Here is a 14,480-nt window from a genome sequence, read left to right on the forward strand (position 1 = left end):
TATCATATACGAGAAAAAAATAATTTCTCGGATACGAGAAATTTTTCTGGCAAGTGGAATCAGGTGAGATGGCCAAAGCCGTAGTGGAACAACCCAAGGCACCCGCGCGCGAGGCGCCGCCCGCGCTCGATCACAAGCTCGTGGGCGGGCATTTGCGGCAGGCGCGCAAGGCACGCGGGCTCACGCTGGCCGAGCTGTCGGAACGCTCGGGCATTGCTGTATCGACGATCTCGAAGGCCGAGCGCGGCGACATCGCGCTCACCTACGACAAGTTCGCGGCGCTCGCGCATTCGTTGGAGCTCGAGTTCGACGCGATCTTTGGCCGGCGCCGCAAGACCGCCGGCGGCGCGATGAAGCCTTCGTTCACCGCGGCCGGCAAGCAGCAGGTGTACGACACGCCGAACTACGAGTACGGCATGCTCGCGAACAATCTGACCGGCAAACGCATGATGCCGATGCGCGCGCACATCCACGCGCGCGCCGTGTCGGATTTCCCTGAGTACATCCGGCATTCAGGCGAGGAGTTCGTCTTTCTGCTCGCCGGCAAACTCGAATTGCGCTTCGAGAACGGCAAGTCGTTCAGGCTGACGCCGGGCGACAGTCTCTATTTCGACAGTTCGGTCGGGCATATCTATCTGAGCGTCGGTGATGAAGATGCCGATGCGCTCGTGTGCTGCGTCGATACCGGCCAGCATCGGCCGCGTGGGGCGATTTGAGCTGCGAGCTTATGAGTGCCGGGGGCGTGCGGTAGCCGGCGAGGCGCCAGGTCGCAGAAAACGCCCATACATCCACGCCAGGATGTCCGCGTCACACGACGTTCTTATAGGGACCGAAGCCGTCGTCCGCGTCAGCGTGTAAACTGCTGACTTTTTTGCATCCGGTGGTATGTTGCAAGCCCCCCAGCGCACAGCACTCAGCGGCCCCGCGCTCGTTCGCCTGCTGGCGCGTTTCGCCCAAGTCGACGTTCCCGAACCGCGGCAATCGCTATCCGACCGGCTGAGCCAGTGGCTCGGCTGGACGGACGCGATCGCGCTGTCCTCGGCGCTCACAGGCGCGCCGCCCGCCGTGCCCGCTAGCGCGCGGACGTTCGGCAGCGCGGAAGAGGCGGAATGTGCGCGCGTGCGGACATCGTTCGTCAATACGATTGCCGGCGACAGCGCGTTCGCGAACGCGAAGCGCCGTGGTTCCGCCTATGCCGGGCCGCCCGCCGCGCCTGTGGACTACGCGCTGTTTCGCCAGCGCTATCAGGCCATGCAGCAATCGATGGAAACGGGTGTCGGCAATCTGCGCGGCCGGCTGCGTGCGCTGCTCGCCGCTACGACTCCCGCGATGGGCCGTCTCGCGGTGCTGGACGCCGTCATGGAGCGTGCGCTCGCCGAACGCGAGCGCAGCCTGCTGGCTAATCTGCCGATGCTGCTCGCCGGCCACTTCGAGCGGCTGCGCGATGCGGGGCAGCAGGCAGAGGCTGCGGAGTCGATGGCTCCCGGCACGCCCGGCGCCTGGCTCGACGTATTCCGCAAGGACATGCAGAGCGTGTTGCTTGCCGAGCTGGATATTCGTTTACAACCGGTCGAAGGGTTGCTCGCCGCCCTTCGTACTCGCTAACTGGGACACTATGTCCAGATATCGTATTGATCTCGTTGTGTTCGCGGCAGGTCTCGCCGCGGTGTGCGGCATTGCCGTCGGCTATGTCGGTTCCAACTGGCTCGCGCTGGCAGTCACGCTGCTGATCGGCGCGTTTTATCTCGCGGGCGCGCTGGAATTGCGGCGCTATGGCGCGGCGACGGCAACACTCGCAAGCGCGCTGGACGGCCTGTCCGAGCCGCCGCCGCGGCTTGGCGCGTGGCTCGAGCAGTTGCATCCGGGCCTGCGCAATGCGGCGCGGCTGCGCATCGAAGGCGAGCGCGTCGCGTTGCCGGGCCCCGCGCTCACGCCTTATCTGGTTGGCTTGCTGGTGCTGCTCGGTATGCTGGGCACACTGCTCGGCATGGTGGTGACATTGCGCGGCACGGGGCTCGCGCTCGACAGCGCGACCGATCTCGCTGCGATTCGGGCTTCGCTGGCCGCGCCGGTCAAGGGTCTCGGCTTTGCGTTTGGCACCTCGATCGCGGGCGTAGCGAGTTCGGCGATGCTCGGTCTGCTGTCCGCGTTGTGCCGCCGCGAGCGGCTGGAAGCGGCACAGCGGCTCGACGCGAAGATCGCGACTACGTTGCGTATCTATTCGCAGGCACATCAGCGCGACGAGAGCTTCCGCCTCCTGCAGCGGCAAGCGGAGCTGATGCCGACGCTCGTCGACCGTCTGCAAACGATGATGGCCGCGATGGAGCAGCACAGCCTCGCGTTCAACGAACGCCAACTGGCGAGCCAGGAGGCGTTTCACAGCAAGGCGCAGGTTGCGTACGCGCGTCTCGCGGCATCCGTCGAGCAGTCGTTGAAGCAAAGCGTCGCGGACAGTACGCGGGCTGCCGGGCAGGCGCTCGAACCTGTCATGCAGGCGACCATGGCGGGCCTCGCGCGCGAGAGCGCGGCCTTGCACGAGAGCGTTTCGCAGGCGGTGCAGCGGCAACTGGACGGTTTGTCGAACGGTTTCGAGTCGGCTACGACGAAGGTCGCCGGCATCTGGAACGAGGCGCTCGCCGGGCAGCAGCGTTCCAACCAGGAAATGACCCGGCAATTGCACGCGTCGCTGGAGCGCTTCACGCAGACTTTCGACGAGCGTTCCAGCGGACTCGTCGACGGTGTGTCTGCGCGCCTCGAAGCCGCGGCGGGCCAGGTCTCCGACGCATGGAAGGAGGCGCTGTCGCATCAGCAGCGCACCGGCGAGACCATGGCGGCGCGGCACGAGCAGGCGTTGGCTGCGGCAGCGGCGACGTTTGAACAGCACTCCGCGTCGTTGCTGCGGACCGTCGGCGAGTCGCATGCGGATTTGCAGACGGTCATGGCTTCGCGAGACGAAGAGCGCCTGGCGGCGTGGACCGCGAAGCTGGACTTGCTGGTGGCGACGCTCGGCAAGGAATGGCAACAGGCGGGCGAGCACAACGAACAACGTCTTGCAGCGTGGACCGCGCAGCTGGACCTGATGGCGACTACGCTGCGCGACACATGGCAACAAGCGGGCGACCACAACGAAGCGCGCCTCGCCGCATGGACCGCGAAACTCGATTCGCTGGCCGCGACCCTTGGCAGCGAATGGCAGCAGGCGGGCGAACACACGGCGAGCCGTCAGCAGCAGATCTGCGACACGCTCGAGCAGACCGCGCGCGACATCTCGGCGCAAACGCAGGCGCATGCCAGCGAGACCATCGCTGAAATTTCGCGGCTCGTGCAGGCGGCGTCCGAGGCGCCGAAGGCGGCTGCCGAAGTGGTTGCGGAATTGCGTCAGAAGCTGTCGGACAGCATGGTGCGCGATACGGCGATGTTGCAGGAGCGCAGCCGCTTGCTGGAAACGCTGGAGACGCTGCTGGACGCGGTCAACCATGCATCCACGGAGCAACGCGCCGCGGTGGACGCGCTGGTCGCGACATCGGCGGATCTGCTGGAGCGCGTCGGCACGCGGTTCACAGAAAAAGTCGAGGCCGAGGCAGACAGGATCGGCACCATCGCCGCGCAGATCACCGGCGGCGCCGTGGAAGTGGCGAGCCTTGGCGAAGCGTTCGGCGCGGCCGTGCAGCTGTTCGGCGAATCGAACGACAAGCTCGTCGCGCATCTGGAAAGAATCGAAGCGGCGCTCGACAAATCGCTCGCGCGCAGTGACGAGCAGCTTGCCTACTACGTCGCGCAGGCACGCGAGGTGGTCGATCTGAGCGTGATGTCGCAAAAGCAGATTGTCGAAGATCTGCAGCAGCTCGCGGCGCAGCGCACAGCGGACGGAGTCCAGGCGGCATGAGCGGCATGAGCGAGGACATCGACGGCGGCGTCGAGCCGGGCACGCCGATCTGGGCGGCGTTCGGCGACCTGATGTCCGTGCTGCTCGGCGCGTTCATGCTGATTCTGGTGGCGGTCATCGGCGTGCAGCTCGAGCTGTCGAACAAGCTCGAGCAGGAGGTCAAGCAGCGTCAGCTGGAAACGCAACGCCGCAAGACACTCGAACAGGCGCTGGCGGGCCCGCTCGCGGCCGGCCGCGTGACGCTCGTCAACGGACGCATCGGCATCAGCGGCAACGTGCTGTTTGCGCTCAACTCCGACCAGTTGCAGCCGCAAGGGCGCGATTTGTTGAAGAGTCTCGCCGGCCCGTTGTCCGCGTATCTGCGCGCGAACGACGAGATGCTGATGGTGAGCGGCTTCACCGACGACCAGCGCTTGCGCGAAGGCAATCGTCGTTTCGCGGACAACTGGGAACTATCGGCGCAGCGGGCGCTGACCGTGACGCGCGCGTTGATCGACGCGGGCGTGCCGGTGTCGTCGGTATTCGCTGCGGCTTTCGGCTCGGGCCAGCCGGTCAGTTCGAATGCCGACGAGCAAGGGCGCGCGCGCAACCGCCGCGTGGAAATCGCGCCTGTTCCGCGGCTCTCGACGGCCGCGGCGGGCAAGTCCCATGAGTGATATTGCGAGCGGTCACGTGACAGAAGCAGCCGGCACGCCGCAGGCACCGCGCACGATCCTCGACGCCTGGCGCGAGCGCGGCGCGGACCGTCTCGATCCGCTGCGGTTCCGTTTCATCGACGCCCTTGAGCGGCGCGCCGCCGCGCACAGCGGCGAGGCGCGACGTGTGCTGGACGCGAAGCTTGCCGCGCTGCTCGAAGCCTATGCGCGGGAAGTCGAACGCAACGAACGCGAGACGGGCACAGCAACTGCGGCCGCTCGCGCCGCCTCCCGGAACGAGCCGGCATCCAGCGCGCTCGGCGGAATCGTCGCCGAATTGCACGGCGCAGCGCGGCACCCCGAACGGGCTCAGGCCGCATACCCCGAACTCCCCGAGCTCGACTATTTCCGGCAAACATGGGCGAGGGTCCGCGCCGACAGGCAGGTGCGGCAGTCGTTGCAACCGGCGCCCGGGAACGCCGGTCCGCTCAATTCGAGCAGTCTCGTGCACCGCTCGCTGTCGCTGATGCGCGAGCTGTCGCCGGGCTATCTGAAACAGTTTCTGTCGTATGTCGACGCATTGTCGTGGATGGAGCAATTGAGCGGCAACGCGCCCGCCAGCAAGGATCCGCCGCGCGCCGCGACGGCCGGCAAGGGCGCGCGCGGCAAGTCGCGCTGATGCCTCGCGGCGCTCGACGTGGCATATTGGCGGGCGTAGCCATCGTAAGGAGCCCACCATGCGTATCCAGACCTCATTTCTGTTCGATCTCGACGGCACGCTCGTCGACAGCGTCTACCAACACGTGCTGGCCTGGAAAGAAGCGCTCGACAGCGAAGGCATTTCGCTGTCGGTGTGGCGAATCCATCGAAAGATCGGCATGAGCGGCGGCCTCTTCACCAACCAGCTTCTGCGCGAGACGCACGGCGATATCAGCGCCGAGCGCAGCGAGCGTTTGCGGCAGGCGCATGCGGCGGCGTACAAAAGGTTGCGCGCGCAAGTATGTCCGCTGCCGGGCGCGCGCGAACTGCTCGACGCGCTCACGCAAGCCGGCACGCCATGGGCCGTGGCCACCAGCGGCCGCATGGAAACCGCGGCGGTCAATCTCGAAGCGCTCGGCGTCGATCCGGCGAAAGCCGTCGTCGTGACGCGCGACGACGTCAAATACGCGAAGCCCGACCCCGACCTTTTCATCGCGGCAGCCGAACGTCTTGGCGTGGAGATCGAGCACTCGGTGGTAGTCGGCGACAGCATCTGGGACATGCTCGCGGCGCGGCGCTGCCGCGCGCTCGGCGTGGGCCTGCTGTCGGGCGGTTACGGCACGGAAGAGCTCGAGCGCGCCGGCGCGCTACGGGTCTACGACGATCCCGCGGCTCTGCTGGACCATCTCGACGAAGTGGCCGCGCGGCCGTAGTCGACGGTATCGCGGCAGCGCGCGGCTGCAACGCAAGGCAGCGGCCGCCGTTTGCTGTGTCCGCATCGCCCGGTCGTTTGATTCAGGCCGCATATGCCGCTGCAAATGCGCTTAACTTTGTACTGTTAAAGCCACGAGCCCTGTACTATACCGTTCAACGGAGACCGGCCCGGCAACTGCGATAGAAGCACCGGCCACAGCACGCCGGCCTGTTCCACGTGAGCGCATGCGGCGACTGGCGAGCCTGTCACGCTGATCCGCTGCGGCGGTCTGACGAACCACGTGAAAATATGAACAAGTTTATTCGACCACCCGTCTCCTATCCGACCACGGTTGTTTTCGTAGACGACAACGACAACTACCTCGACGCACTGCGCCGGTTCTTTCCGGATGTTTCCACCAACCTGTTTTTCTCGCGCCCGCAAACGGCGCTTGCGTTCATTCGCCAGCACGCGCGCGAAAATTCTCTGGAGTTCGCGCCGGCTTCCGCGTGTTTGAGCGAAACGGGTTTTGAGCGCTTTGTCGAAACGTCGCCGCAGCGGGACGTGCTGGCGCGCAATTCGCGTTTCGCCGAAGTGGCCGCCGTCGTGGTCGATTACGACATGCCTGGCGTAAGCGGCGTCGAGTTTCTGTCGTCCATATCCAATCTGCATTGCGCGAAAATTCTGCTGACAGGCGTCGCCGACGAAACCGTCGCCGTCAAGGCATTCAACGCGGGCATTGTCGATCTGTATCTGCGCAAGACCGACGCCGATTCGGCGAACCGGCTCGTTCACTTCCTGAAGGACGCAAAGAGCCGCTACTGCTCGGAGGCAGGCTGGCTCGCGCTGGGCGAGAACGGCATCACCTATTGCGATCCGCGCACGCATAGGGTGATCGACGAAGTGGTGAAGGACAAGGGCATCGTCGAGTATTACTGGCGGCCCGAACAGAACGCCATTCTGATGTTCGATCGCGAGGGACGGGCGAGCGTCTTCGTCGCGTGGGCCGAGCACGACTGGATCGCGCAAGGCGAGATCGTAGCGGACGAAAGCGGCCCCGCCGAGTTGCTCAGGCAGATGGCGGTGCGCGACGTCATGCCGCTCTTCTGGCCGCATCTCGCGTATCGCTCGAACGTCGAATTCAGAATGCTGAAGCCGCAACCCATTCCCGGCTGGGGCGACGCGTTTTATTGCTGGAGCCGGATCGAGTCGCCGGAAGTGGCCGAAGCCGGCATCAAGCCGCTGACGTTCGCCCAATGGCGGAGTGACCGGGCACGCTAACGTCTGCCGGCACGTCGAGCCACATGTACGCCATTCCAACCGCCTTCGTGTCGGCCATGTTCGTGGTGTTCGGCCTTTACGTGGTCATCACGCAAGGCGTCACCAGGCTGTCGGCGCCGTTCCTGCTGATGTGCTCGGCCACCTTCGCATGGCAGGGCACCTGGACATTGCTGTTCCAGACGGAAGACCCGCGCATCGCGGGCTTGCTGGTGCGCGCCGGTTATCTGTTCATTCTTTTTCTTCCCACCACGTTCTATCACTTCGTGACGGAAGTGGCGGCGCGGCGTCGCGAGCGGCCGGTGTTGCTGGCCTCGTATGGCTTGTGTTTCGTGCTCGCGGTGCTGCTGCCCGGCAATGAGGTGGTGTCGGGCTATCGGCATTACTTCTTCGGCTACTATCCGCTCGCCGGTCCGTTGCATCCGCTGCATGTCCTGCAGACGGTATTGCTCGCGGCGCGCAGCGCGCAGCTTCTGCTCGGCGCGCGCAAGCAGGCGGGCGGCCAGGCGCGGCGGCGCCTGGACCTGTGTCTCGCGGCGCTGGCTCTTTATTCTTTTGCCGCCGTCGACTACGCGGTCAACTACGGCTATCCGTTCTATCCGCCCGGCGTGCTGTTTATCGCGTTGAGCCTCGGGCTGCTGGCCATCACCATCGTCCGCTATGACCTGATTCATCCGTATGCGCTGGCAGCCACCATCGCGCACGAAATCGCGACGCCGCTCGCCACCATCGGCATGCACGCGGACGAAATTGCGAGCGTGTGGAGTCATGTGTTCAAAGGCTATCGCCTCGCCGTCGCGCACGGTCTTTACGAAGACCACGAACATTCCGCGCAGTCCGAGCGCATCAGCCAGCTTGCCACGGCAATCAGGCGCGAAGTGTCGGGCACGAGCGCGATGGTCGAAATGGCGCTGGCTTCCTTCACGCTCGACCGCCTCGACCGCAGCCGTTTCAGCGCGCACTCCGTGCAGCAGTGCGTGAGCTCGGCGCTGGAGCGTTATCCGTTTCGCGCCGGCGAACGCGAGCGCATCACGGTTGTGCCGATCGACGCGAGGCTGCGCTTTTCCGGCTCGGACACAGTGGTCGTCTTCGTGCTGTTCAATCTGCTGAAAAACGCGCTGCATGCGATTCACGTGAGCGGCGAAGGGCAGATCGCGATCAGCGCGCTGGAGGATCAGGATTTCTGCGTTCTGCAATTCCGCGACACAGGTCCGGGCATTGCGCCGGACGTCCTGCCGCATATCTTCGACGCGTTCTTTTCGACCAAGCGCCACGGCAGCGGCGCCGGCATGGGGCTCGCCTTTTGCCGCCGCGCGGCCGAGCTGCTCGGCGGCAGTATCGAATGCACGTCGGTGCGCGGCACCCACACTACCTTTACCGTGCGCCTGCCGCTGCCGGGCTCGGCAGCGGACAGGGCGTTGCCCAGTCTGCCGGCGCGCGAGGCACGCCGGCGTTAAGGCCCGGTTGGTGTGCTGCGGCCTAATCCGTCAGCGCGGACAACGGCAGCTCATATTCCTTCACACGCTCGACTATGCCATCGGGAAAGCGCCGGATCTTGCGGTCGCGGCCGGCGTACAGAATCTGCTGATAGCCTTGCGACACCTTGCGTCCGTCGACGCAAAAGCGGAACAGCAGATACGCCGAGCATTGCCTCACCTGCACGGTGTTCAGATAGCAGTCCACGCGCTGGAACGGAAAAGTTTCATGCACATATTCCTGATGCGCGCGTTTGGTGACGAACATGCCGTCCGATCCCAGCAGATCGTCATGAATGCATTCGTGGAACCACCGCTCGCGGCACACGCCTTGCCATTCGAAGTAGCGCGCGAAATAGGTGTTCATGAACGCATTCGAGTCTTTTAGATAGATGTCGAACGAATGAACAAAGGTTTTCGGGGAATCGGTCGTCAGCGGGCTCTCCGAAAGATGAGCGTTACCGCGATTCAGCGCTTGGGGGATGACTTCTCGCATCAACATACGATTTTCCTTTTACAGGAACGGCTGCTGGTGGCAGCCACACATGCCTGCCGACAAGGCGGGCACATCCCATTCTCTTGGGGAAATGGGCGATGTGGCTATTGGCGTGCGATAAGAGCCGTGTAATTCGGTCGCGGCTCGCGCAATGGGACTCGTTGGCGGGGCATCTGGCCGACGACAGTGTTGACGCAGCGATTCTTTTGTTCAGTGGGTCAGCCAACAGAACACATGGAAGGGCGCGGTTGAATGCGGGAAGGGCTGTGAGGGGCAAGCAAAATCGCTATGCGCGGTTCAGGCCTTTTCCCGCCGATTGATGAGCGGTTTTATTAATAGCGCATAACTCGAGGCGGATATTGCCGGTCATGCGGTGCCGGCCTGTGCGGACAGAAAGCGGCACACTTCGGCGTGCATGGCTTGCACGCCGGGGCTCGAATCGATTGCGCGCCAGCAGCCATGCACGAGTCCCGCGCCGATCCACAGCCGCGCCTGTCCGCCGGCCGCCTGCATGCGTTCGACGAACACGCGGGCGTCGTCCCGGAGCGGGTCATGTTTGGCGCCGATTGCGAGCGTGGGCGGCAGCCTGTCGTAACGCTCGGCGTCGAGCGGCACGGTCCAGTCCGCACGCGGCGCGGTTTCGCCCCAGTACATGCCGCGAAACGCGTGGACGTCGGTGAGCGTCAGCAAGGGCGCGTGCGCTTCGGTATCGCGTGCGGGCGGCTGTGGGTCCGTGCCGAGCATCGGATAGATCAGCGCAACGCCGCCTATGCCGTCGATGCCTTCGTCGCGCAAACGCATCGCCACGCTGGCCGCGAGCGTCGCGCCCGCGCTGTCTCCGGCGAGTTGTAGCGTGCTGCCGGCGGGCAGGTCGAAGGGCAGCCGGCCTTGCAAGGCGGCGCGTGTGACTTCCAGGCAATCGTCGTGCGCGGCGGGCGCGCGATGTTCGGGCGCGAGCCGATAGTCGACGGCGATCACCTCGAGGCCGGTATCGCCGGCAATGCGCGCTGTAATCAACTGATGGCTGTCCAGCGATCCAAGCACGAAGCCGCCGCCATGAAAATACAGCACGATGCCGCGCGGCATGCCGTCCGCTTTGGCGCGGTTGCGATAAAGGCGCAACGCAATCGAATGGCCAGCGGCGGCCTGAAATTGCGCATCTTCCGTGACGATTTGCGGTGGCAACGGCGGAGTGAGCGCCGCTGCATAGCGATCGTAAATGTCGCGCTGCTCGCGCGGCGTCAAAGAGGTGCTATGTCCTGGATAGATCGCAGCGGCGCGCGCAATGAACGCCGCCATTTGCGGTTCAAGCATGTTGGCTCCGGCCGCGTTGCGCCGCTTTCGGCAGACCGATCATCCGGCCCGCGTATGCGGCGGCCGGCAGAGCGGCCTGCGCGTCGGCCAGTTCCTTGACGCGCGCGGCGACGTCTGCATCGAACGCGACGGAGCGCGGCCCGCTGGTGTCGACGTGCAGCAGCATCTGCTCGCCGGCAGCCACCGGTGTCTCGTCCTCGTCAGCGAACATCTCCAGGTACAGATGCAGGCGCTTCGTGTCATGTGCGAGCACGCGCATATCTACTCGCACGCGCGTGCCCTGCTTGATCTCATGCAGATAGCTGATGTGCGCTTCGAGCGTGTAGATCGAGCGGCCACGTTCCTTGCGCACGGCGTCGGGCAAACCGATGATATCGATCAGTTCGTCGGTCGCGAAGCTGAAGATCAGCATATAGAACGCGTCGCGCAAATGGCCGTTGTAGTCGACCCATTCCGCGCGCACCGTGTCGCGATAGCAGGGCAGGGAAGCGGTTTGGGGCATGGTGCGAGGTCTCCTGGTTCGTGTGCGGCGCGTGATCGGGTGGTGCGCCGCGCCCGCTGCGCCCGCTGCGGGGCGCGGCTGCGCTGGCTCTGAGCCTTCGCGTTCAATCCGCGGGCTGCAGTCCATGCCGCGCCTTGGCTTCGCCGATGGCCGCGAGCACGCTCGTGATGCAATCGTCGCGATAGCGCTCCAGCGCTTTGATCGAGCGCGGGCCGACCTGTTCGGCGGTGCCGTCGACAACGCGGTCGATCAGCTCATCCGTCAGCTTCGGCGCTACCAGTTTAGTCCACGGCAACTCCAGCGCGGGGCCGAATTGCTGCATGAAATGGCGCATGCCGGCCTCGCCGCCGGCGAGCGTGTAGGTGAGGAAAGTGCCCATGAACGACCAGCGGATGCCCGCGCCGAAGCGGATTGCGTCGTCGATCTCGCCGGTGGTCGCCACACCTTCGTTGACCAGATGCAGCGCCTCGCGCCACAGCGCTTCAAGCAGCCGGTCCGCGATAAAGCCTGGCACTTCCTTGCGCACTCGCAGCGGGCGCATGGAAAGCGAGCGATAAACATGCAGCGCGGCGTCGATGGTTTCTGCCGCCGTGCGCTCGCCGCCGAGCACTTCGACGAGCGGCAGCAGATAAACCGGATTGAACGGATGCCCGACGATGCAACGCTGCGGATTCACCGCCCGCGCATAGAAGTCGCTCGGCAACAGGCCCGAAGTCGACGAAGCGATGATCGCGTCCGGCTTCGCAGCGCGGCTGATCTGCTCGTGCAACGCGAGCTTCAACTCTTCGCGCTCGGGCGCGCTTTCCTGAATGAAGTCGGCTTGCGCGACGCAGGCTTCGATCGTGTCGACGAAGCGCAGCCTTTCTTGCGACGCGCCTTGCGCGAGGCCGACGCGCTCGAGCGCAGGCCATGCATTCGCCACGTTCTCGCGCAACTGCTTTTCCGCGCCGGGCGCCGGGTCCCACGCGATCACATCGAGGCCGTGAGCGAGCGCGCGCGCCACCCAGCCGCTGCCGATCACGCCCGCGCCGATTGCGGCAAATGTTTTGATATCGACGATCACTGCCATTGCTGACGTTTCCTTGTTTGCCTATGAGTTGTTTGCAGCGTGCTCACGCGTACTGGCCGGCCACGCGCCGTTCGAGTTGCCGTTCGCCGCGCGCGGGCAGGCCGAGCTTGCGTCGTCCTTCGGCAGGCGTCAGCGCGCGTGCGCCGAGGCGTTCGATGATTTCCACCGCGCGCTGCACCAGCGTCCCGTTGGTTGCGTGCACACCTTTATCGAGCCAGATGTTGTCTTCGAGTCCGACGCGCACGTGCCCGCCGAGCAGCATGGCCTGCGCGACCATCGGCATCTGCATGCGGCCGATGCCGAAGCCGGCCCATTGCGCGCCGGCGGGCAGGTTGTCCGCCATCGCTTTCATCGTCGTGGTATCGGCGGGCGCGCCCCACGGAATGCCGAGGCACAGCTGGAACAGCGGCGGCGCGTCGAGCAGCCCTTCCTTGAGCAACTGCTTGGCGAACCACAAGTGACCCGTATCGAATATCTCCAGTTCGGGCTTCACGCCCAGTTCCTGAATTCGCGCCGCGCCCGCGCGCAGCTGAGCAGGCGTCGACACGTAGATGTAGTCGCCGTCGCCGAAATTGAGCGTGCCGCAATCGAGCGTGCAGATTTCGGGCAGCAGTTCCTCGACGTGCGCAAGGCGCGTCAGGCCGCCCACCAGGTCCGTGTTTGCGCCAAAGCGCATGGGATCTTCGCCGGGGCCGATTTCCAGATCGCCGCCCATGCCCGCGGTCAGATTGATGATGACGTCCGTGCCCGACGAGCGGATTCTGTCGACCACCTCGCGATACAGCTGCGGATCGCGGCTGCCGCGCCCGGTCTTCGGGTCGCGCACATGGCAATGCGCGACTGTGGCGCCGGCCTTCGCCGCTTCGATGGCGGCGTCTGCGATCTGCTTCGGCGTGACGGGAATGGCTGGGTGCTTGCCGACGGTATCGCCGGCGCCAGTGACCGCGCAGGTCACGATGACTTCATGGTTCATGCGTGCAAATTCCTGTAGTTGTTCAGTGCGCAACTCGTGACATTCAAAGCCCGAGGTAAGCCTTGACCGCGGGCAAGCCGTCCTTGCCGTCGTAGGTCTTGACGCCGGCGAGCCATGCGTCCAGTACCTGCGGGTTTTTCTTCAGATAAGCCTTGGCGGCATCGGCGGGCTTCTCCTTGTTCATTACCGACTGCATCACCACGTTTTCGAGCTGCGTGGAAAAGCGCAGGTTGCTCACTAGCTTTCCCGCGTTCGGGCAACGCGTCAGATAGTCGGGGGAGGTCAGCGTGTACACGCGCGCTTCGCCGTCGTTCGGACCGAACACGCCGTCGCTGCCGGACAGATATTTCATGTCGATCTGAATGTTCATCGGATGCGGTTCCCAGCCGAGAAACACCACCCACTTCTTGTCGCGGATCGCGCGTTCCACTGAAACCAGCATGCCCGCTTCGCTCGATTCGATCAGCTTGAAGCCGCCGAGGCCGAACTTATTGGTGGCGATCATCTTCTGGATGGCCGCATTGGCGCTGCTGCCGGGCTCGATGCCGTAGATCTTGCCGTCGAGCTGATCGCGATGTTTGGCGATGTCGGCGAAGGTTTTGAGGCCCGCGTCATACGCATAGCTCGGTACCGCGAAGGTGGCCTTCGCGCCGGTCAGGTTCGGCGGTTGCAGCACATTGATGGATTTCGATTCGACGAACGGCGCGATCGCTTTCTCCTGCACGGGCCACCAGTAGCCGAGCGATACGTCGAGTTGTTTGCTCTTCAGGCCGGCAAACGAGATGGGCACCGAAGCGACGGTCGTCACCGGCTGATAGCCGAGCCCTTCAAAGACGGTGGAGGCGAGTGCGGTCGTCGACGTGATGTCTGTCCAGCCGATGTCCGCGAAGCGCACGGCGCGGCAGGCGGCGGGGTCCTGCGCGAACGCGGGCAGCGCGGTGACGGCGGTGACAGCGGTGACGCATGCGGCCGCGACCCATGCGAGCCGGGCACGTTGACCACGTTGACCACGTTGGACACCTGGGCGATGCCGGACAATTTGCGCAAGCAGCGTTTTGATACGTGACTTCATGACCTTCCCCTATTGACGCCTATGCACGTCTGGTAGCGTTTTCGAAAGGAGCCGCTCCGATGCTCGAATGCAAAGCGCGGCCCGCCGGCAAGTGATGCATGAGGTGCTACATGAACCGATCAACCATGCGTATGGAATGGCACTAACGTTAATGCCCCATATTGCTGCCAAAGCGACCGTCAGCGACCCCTTCTTGCTTCCACGCGACAACGAGGGAAAACCAGCAGGGGCAGGCACGGCCCCCTCAGCGCGCGCGCGTTCGGGTCATTGCAACGCAGCATTCGCCTGCGGGAATTTTGGCGCGCCTTGTCCGCTTGCTGCGCGCTTGCTACGCTCGCCGGGAACCGCGCGTTCGCGTTCGCATGCGCGGTCCACCTGGGTGCTGCT

Annotated in this window: 14 protein-coding genes; 8 read left to right on the plus strand and 6 right to left on the minus strand. The window is 64.7% G+C overall.

Translation table 11 applies throughout. The annotated features are described in order from the left end of the window. The first annotated feature begins 68 nt into the window (after positions 1-68). The 8 genes from A3AC_RS0101855 to A3AC_RS0101890 all read left to right on the plus strand — a co-directional run bounded on the left by A3AC_RS0101855 (position 69) and on the right by A3AC_RS0101890 (position 8,649). On the plus strand, positions 69-716 hold the full coding sequence (locus A3AC_RS0101855) for a helix-turn-helix domain-containing protein (protein WP_025596771.1): 648 nt from the start codon (positions 69-71) through the stop codon (positions 714-716). Positions 717-885: 169 nt separating this feature from the next. Further along, on the plus strand, positions 886-1,605 hold the full coding sequence (locus A3AC_RS0101860; RefSeq protein WP_025596772.1) for a DUF3348 domain-containing protein: 720 nt from the start codon (positions 886-888) through the stop codon (positions 1,603-1,605). Positions 1,606-1,615: 10 nt separating this feature from the next. Continuing rightward, the gene (locus A3AC_RS0101865; protein ID WP_025596773.1) at positions 1,616-3,886 is read left to right on the plus strand and encodes a DUF802 domain-containing protein; all 2,271 of its coding nucleotides are present in this window, start codon (positions 1,616-1,618) and stop codon (positions 3,884-3,886) included. A gap of 5 nt (positions 3,887-3,891) precedes the next feature. Next, positions 3,892-4,542, plus strand: coding sequence for an OmpA family protein (locus tag A3AC_RS0101870; protein WP_025596774.1), 651 nt, complete (start codon positions 3,892-3,894; stop codon positions 4,540-4,542). After that, positions 4,535-5,200 carry a DUF2894 domain-containing protein gene (locus A3AC_RS0101875; RefSeq protein WP_025596775.1) on the plus strand — a complete coding sequence of 222 codons (666 nt, stop codon included), beginning with the start codon at positions 4,535-4,537 and terminating at the stop codon, positions 5,198-5,200. Before A3AC_RS0101870 ends, A3AC_RS0101875 begins: the two co-directional genes overlap by 8 nt. 58 nt (positions 5,201-5,258) lie before the next feature. After that, positions 5,259-5,933 (plus strand): HAD family hydrolase, encoded by a 675-nt coding sequence (locus A3AC_RS0101880; protein WP_025596776.1) that lies wholly within the window; start codon positions 5,259-5,261, stop codon positions 5,931-5,933. A 290-nt stretch (positions 5,934-6,223) separates the two neighbouring features. Next, the gene (locus A3AC_RS0101885) at positions 6,224-7,195 is read left to right on the plus strand and encodes a response regulator (RefSeq protein WP_025596777.1); all 972 of its coding nucleotides are present in this window, start codon (positions 6,224-6,226) and stop codon (positions 7,193-7,195) included. 23 nt (positions 7,196-7,218) lie between these two features. Then, entirely contained in the window at positions 7,219-8,649 is a 1,431-nt protein-coding gene (locus A3AC_RS0101890; RefSeq protein WP_025596778.1) for a sensor histidine kinase, read from the plus strand. 22 nt (positions 8,650-8,671) lie between these two features. Here the strand turns inward: A3AC_RS0101890 and A3AC_RS0101895 are convergent, their stop codons facing one another. From A3AC_RS0101895 to A3AC_RS0101920, 6 genes are all read right to left on the minus strand, one after another. After that, entirely contained in the window at positions 8,672-9,169 is a 498-nt protein-coding gene (locus A3AC_RS0101895) for an acyl-CoA thioesterase (protein ID WP_025596779.1), read from the minus strand. A gap of 360 nt (positions 9,170-9,529) precedes the next feature. Beyond that, on the minus strand, positions 9,530-10,477 hold the full coding sequence (locus A3AC_RS0101900; protein ID WP_025596780.1) for an alpha/beta hydrolase: 948 nt from the start codon (positions 10,475-10,477) through the stop codon (positions 9,530-9,532). Further along, a complete protein-coding gene (locus tag A3AC_RS0101905; protein ID WP_025596781.1) occupies positions 10,470-10,979 on the minus strand; it encodes a thioesterase family protein in 510 nt (169 codons plus the stop codon). Before A3AC_RS0101905 ends, A3AC_RS0101900 begins: the two co-directional genes overlap by 8 nt. Before the next feature lie 103 nt (positions 10,980-11,082). Continuing rightward, positions 11,083-12,048, minus strand: a complete 966-nt coding sequence (locus tag A3AC_RS0101910) for an L-carnitine dehydrogenase (protein ID WP_025596782.1) — start codon at positions 12,046-12,048, stop codon at positions 11,083-11,085. Positions 12,049-12,091: 43 nt separating this feature from the next. After that, complete coding sequence (locus A3AC_RS0101915; protein WP_025596783.1) at positions 12,092-13,021, minus strand: 3-keto-5-aminohexanoate cleavage protein; 930 nt, start codon at positions 13,019-13,021, stop codon at positions 12,092-12,094. Between the two features lie 43 nt (positions 13,022-13,064). Continuing rightward, entirely contained in the window at positions 13,065-14,093 is a 1,029-nt protein-coding gene (locus tag A3AC_RS0101920; protein ID WP_025596784.1) for a choline ABC transporter substrate-binding protein, read from the minus strand. Between the last annotated feature and the right edge of the window lie 387 nt (positions 14,094-14,480).

This window comes from Burkholderia sp. WSM2230 (genome assembly GCF_000472445.1).
GTDB lineage: Bacteria > Pseudomonadota > Gammaproteobacteria > Burkholderiales > Burkholderiaceae > Paraburkholderia.

Coding starts and splice junctions, on each gene's coding strand:
- A3AC_RS0101870 (WP_025596774.1), top strand. CDS start 3,892: ATGAGCGAGGACATCGACGGCGGCGTCGAGCCGGGCACGCCGATCTGG.
- A3AC_RS0101915 (WP_025596783.1), bottom strand. CDS start 13,021: ATGAACCATGAAGTCATCGTGACCTGCGCGGTCACTGGCGCCGGCGAT.
- A3AC_RS0101875 (WP_025596775.1), top strand. CDS start 4,535: ATGAGTGATATTGCGAGCGGTCACGTGACAGAAGCAGCCGGCACGCCG.
- A3AC_RS0101865 (WP_025596773.1), top strand. CDS start 1,616: ATGTCCAGATATCGTATTGATCTCGTTGTGTTCGCGGCAGGTCTCGCC.
- A3AC_RS0101860 (WP_025596772.1), top strand. CDS start 886: ATGTTGCAAGCCCCCCAGCGCACAGCACTCAGCGGCCCCGCGCTCGTT.
- A3AC_RS0101885 (WP_025596777.1), top strand. CDS start 6,224: ATGAACAAGTTTATTCGACCACCCGTCTCCTATCCGACCACGGTTGTT.
- A3AC_RS0101880 (WP_025596776.1), top strand. CDS start 5,259: ATGCGTATCCAGACCTCATTTCTGTTCGATCTCGACGGCACGCTCGTC.
- A3AC_RS0101920 (WP_025596784.1), bottom strand. CDS start 14,093: ATGAAGTCACGTATCAAAACGCTGCTTGCGCAAATTGTCCGGCATCGC.
- A3AC_RS0101855 (WP_025596771.1), top strand. CDS start 69: ATGGCCAAAGCCGTAGTGGAACAACCCAAGGCACCCGCGCGCGAGGCG.
- A3AC_RS0101905 (WP_025596781.1), bottom strand. CDS start 10,979: ATGCCCCAAACCGCTTCCCTGCCCTGCTATCGCGACACGGTGCGCGCG.
- A3AC_RS0101895 (WP_025596779.1), bottom strand. CDS start 9,169: ATGTTGATGCGAGAAGTCATCCCCCAAGCGCTGAATCGCGGTAACGCT.
- A3AC_RS0101900 (WP_025596780.1), bottom strand. CDS start 10,477: ATGCTTGAACCGCAAATGGCGGCGTTCATTGCGCGCGCCGCTGCGATC.
- A3AC_RS0101910 (WP_025596782.1), bottom strand. CDS start 12,048: ATGGCAGTGATCGTCGATATCAAAACATTTGCCGCAATCGGCGCGGGC.
- A3AC_RS0101890 (WP_025596778.1), top strand. CDS start 7,219: ATGTACGCCATTCCAACCGCCTTCGTGTCGGCCATGTTCGTGGTGTTC.